General features: G+C 67.1%; 5 protein-coding genes. All 5 read left to right on the top strand.

Translation table 11 applies throughout. From position 1 onward, the window contains the following. Positions 1–465, top strand: a 465-nt coding sequence (locus Q0066_RS00340; protein WP_298128900.1) for a succinate dehydrogenase/fumarate reductase iron-sulfur subunit, incomplete at its 5' end; no start/stop codon positions are given. Between the two features lie 206 nt (positions 466–671). Further along, positions 672–1,022, top strand: a complete 351-nt coding sequence (rplS, locus tag Q0066_RS00345) for a 50S ribosomal protein L19 (protein ID WP_298128903.1) — start codon at positions 672–674, stop codon at positions 1,020–1,022. A 45-nt stretch (positions 1,023–1,067) separates the two neighbouring features. Next, positions 1,068–1,820 (top strand): signal peptidase I, encoded by a 753-nt coding sequence (gene lepB, locus Q0066_RS00350; RefSeq protein WP_298128905.1) that lies wholly within the window; start codon positions 1,068–1,070, stop codon positions 1,818–1,820. Between the two features lie 7 nt (positions 1,821–1,827). After that, positions 1,828–2,496 (top strand): ribonuclease HII, encoded by a 669-nt coding sequence (locus tag Q0066_RS00355; protein ID WP_298128908.1) that lies wholly within the window; start codon positions 1,828–1,830, stop codon positions 2,494–2,496. 12 nt (positions 2,497–2,508) lie between these two features. Further along, entirely contained in the window at positions 2,509–2,820 is a 312-nt protein-coding gene (locus tag Q0066_RS00360) for a DUF2469 domain-containing protein (RefSeq protein WP_298128911.1), read from the top strand. The last annotated feature ends 53 nt before the right edge of the window (positions 2,821–2,873 follow it).

A 2,873-nucleotide genomic window follows, 5' to 3' on the forward strand; every position in this document is an offset into this window, starting at 1 on the left:
GTGATCGACGTCGAACCGTGGCGGGCCGGCGGCTTCCCGGTGATCAAGGACCTGGTGGTCGACCGCAGCGCTTTCGACCGGATCATCCAGGCCGGCGGCTACATCTCGGTGAACACCGGCGCCCCCCAGGACGCCAACGACACTCCGGTGCCCAAGGCCGACGCCGACCGCGCGTTCGACGCCGCCACCTGCATCGGCTGCGGCGCCTGCGTGGCGGCCTGCCCGAACGGCTCGGCGATGCTGTTCACCTCGGCCAAGATCACCCATCTGGCGATGCTGCCGCAGGGCCAGCCGGAACGCTGGTCGCGGGTCAAGGGCATGGTGGCCCAGCACGACATCGAGGGTTTCGGCAACTGCACCAACATCGGTGAGTGCGCTGCGGTGTGCCCCAAGGAGATCCCGCTGGACACCATCAGCCAGCTGAACCGCGACCTGATGCACTCGCTGTTCAAGAAGGACAAGTAGGCCACACCCGAACGGCCCTCTCGAGGCACCGTTGGTCGAACTCGGCGAGACCCCGCAGGGTCAGGCAAGCCCCGATTTCGGCCCGGGGAGGGGCTATGGCAGACTTGATCTTCGGTGCCGAACGCCCCTGCCACAGGGGGAAGGCGTCCGCACTCACGTTCTGATCAACCACGAGGTGTCCTGTGGCACCGGCGAGGAAATTTCACATGAACAAGATCGTTGCCGAGGTCACCGAGGCCTCCCTGCGTTCGGACATCCCGCAGTTCCGTCCCGGCGACTCCGTGCGCGTGCACGTGAAGGTCGTCGAGGGCAGCCGCTCCCGTATCCAGGTGTTCGCCGGCGCGGTCATCTCGCGCACCGGCAGCGGCATCGGCGAGTCGTTCACCGTCCGCAAGGTGAGCTTCGGCACCGGCGTCGAGCGGACGTTCCCGCTGCACTCCCCGATCATCGACAAGATCGAGGTCGAGCGCCACGGCGACGTCCGCCGGGCCAAGCTGTACTACCTGCGTGGTCTGCGCGGCAAGGCGGCCAAGATCAAGGAAAAGCGCGACCGCTGAGCCGTCCGTCGTACTGCGGACGCGACCAGAGGCAGGAGGTCCGCGGTGAGTGAGTCACCCCCCGCCGAGAAGCCCTCGGCCGGCCGGGTGGCTGGCATGTGGGCGAAAGAGATCGCCATCGTGGTGATCGGCGCGCTGGTCGCGTCGACGCTGCTGCGGTTGTTCATCGCCCAGATGTTCGTCATCCCGTCCGGATCGATGGAGAATACGCTGCTGATCCGCGACCGCGTCATGGTGCAGAAGGTGGCCGGCTGGTCGCGCGGTGACGTCGTGGTGTTCCGCGACACCCAGGGCTGGCTCGCCGACCCCGAGGAAGAGACCGATCCCGTCCGCAAGGCGCTGATCTTCATCGGCCTGGCCCCCGACGAGAGTTCGAATCACCTGATCAAGCGGGTGATCGGACTGCCCGGCGATCACGTCAAGTGCTGCGATTCGCAGGGCCGGATCACCGTCAACGGCCAACCTCTGGACGAGGGCTCCTACCTCTACTCCGAGGGCGGGCAGACGGTCGAGCCGTCGACGATGCCTTTCGACGTGGTGGTGCCCAAGGACCGGATCTGGGTGATGGGCGACCATCGGAACAACTCGCAGGACTCGCGCTGCCATCTCAACGAGGGCAACGGCGGGTCGGCCGCGTTCGTGCCCACGGCCAACGTGGTGGGTTCCGCGGTGGCGATCGTCTTCCCGTTCGACCGCTGGCGGATCCTGTCGCGCCCCGACACGTTCACCCATGTTCCTGAACCGACCGCGCCACCCCCCGACCGCCCGGTGATCACCGGAGCGGTGCCCGTCTGCTGAGGCCGCGATGCCGTTCGTGGTGCGTCGCGACGCGGGTCTGTACGGCTATGAGCGGGCACTCCGCCGGGCCGGCTTCCCGCTGATCGCCGGTGCCGACGAGGCCGGGCGGGGCGCCTGCGCCGGCCCGCTGGTGGCGGCGTCGGTCATTCTGGGCAGTACCCCCGGCGCCCAGGTGACGGGTTTGAAGGATTCCAAGCTGCTCACGCCGGCCCAACGCGAGCGCTGTTACGACGAGATCCTGGCCAAGGCAGTGGCCTGGTCGGTGGTGCTGATCGAACCCGGCGAGTGTGATCGGCTGGGCATGCATGTGGCCAATATCCAGGCGCTGCGGCGGGCCGTGTGGCGACTGCCGACGGCTCCGCACTTCGTGCTCACCGACGGCTTCGGTGTCGATGGCCTCGGCGCGCCCTCCCTGGCGGTCTGGAAGGGCGATGCCGTGGCGGGTTGTGTCGCGGCCGCGTCCGTGATCGCGAAGGTGACCCGGGACCGCCTGATGACCGCCGCCCACGACCAGTGGCCTGACTACCGTTTCGACATTCACAAGGGCTATTGCACGCCGCTGCACCAGCGGCACCTGGACGCCAACGGCCCCTGCGAGATCCATCGGTGGCGGTTCGAGAACGTCCGCCGGGCGGCTGCGCTGACGCGGTCCTCGCTGAGTGCGCGGAGCATATAGAGTGGGTGCGCTATGAGCGCCGAAGATCTTGAACAGTACGAGAGCGAACTCGAACTCCAGCTGTACCGGGAGTACAAGGACGTGGTCGGGATCTTCACCTACGCGGTGGAGACGGAACGGCGCTTCTACCTCTGCAATGCGGTCGACCTCAAGGTGCGCACCGAGGGTGGCGACGTCTACTACGAGGTGTCCATGGGCGACGCCTGGGTGTGGGACATGTACCGTCCGGCCCGCTTCGTGAAGTCGGCCAAGGTGCTCACCTTCCGTGACGTCTCCATCGAAGAGATCGCGCACAGTGAGCTGAAGGTCCCCGACGACCTCTGAGTCCACTCGCTGATCGAGCTTGTCTCCACCGTTGGTCGAGCTTGTCGAGACCC

This window comes from Micropruina sp. (assembly GCF_027492755.1).
Classification (GTDB): Bacteria; Actinomycetota; Actinomycetes; order Propionibacteriales; family Propionibacteriaceae; genus Micropruina.

Coding starts and splice junctions, on each gene's coding strand:
- rplS (WP_298128903.1), top strand. CDS start 672: ATGAACAAGATCGTTGCCGAGGTCACCGAGGCCTCCCTGCGTTCGGAC.
- Q0066_RS00355 (WP_298128908.1), top strand. CDS start 1,828: ATGCCGTTCGTGGTGCGTCGCGACGCGGGTCTGTACGGCTATGAGCGG.
- Q0066_RS00360 (WP_298128911.1), top strand. CDS start 2,509: ATGAGCGCCGAAGATCTTGAACAGTACGAGAGCGAACTCGAACTCCAG.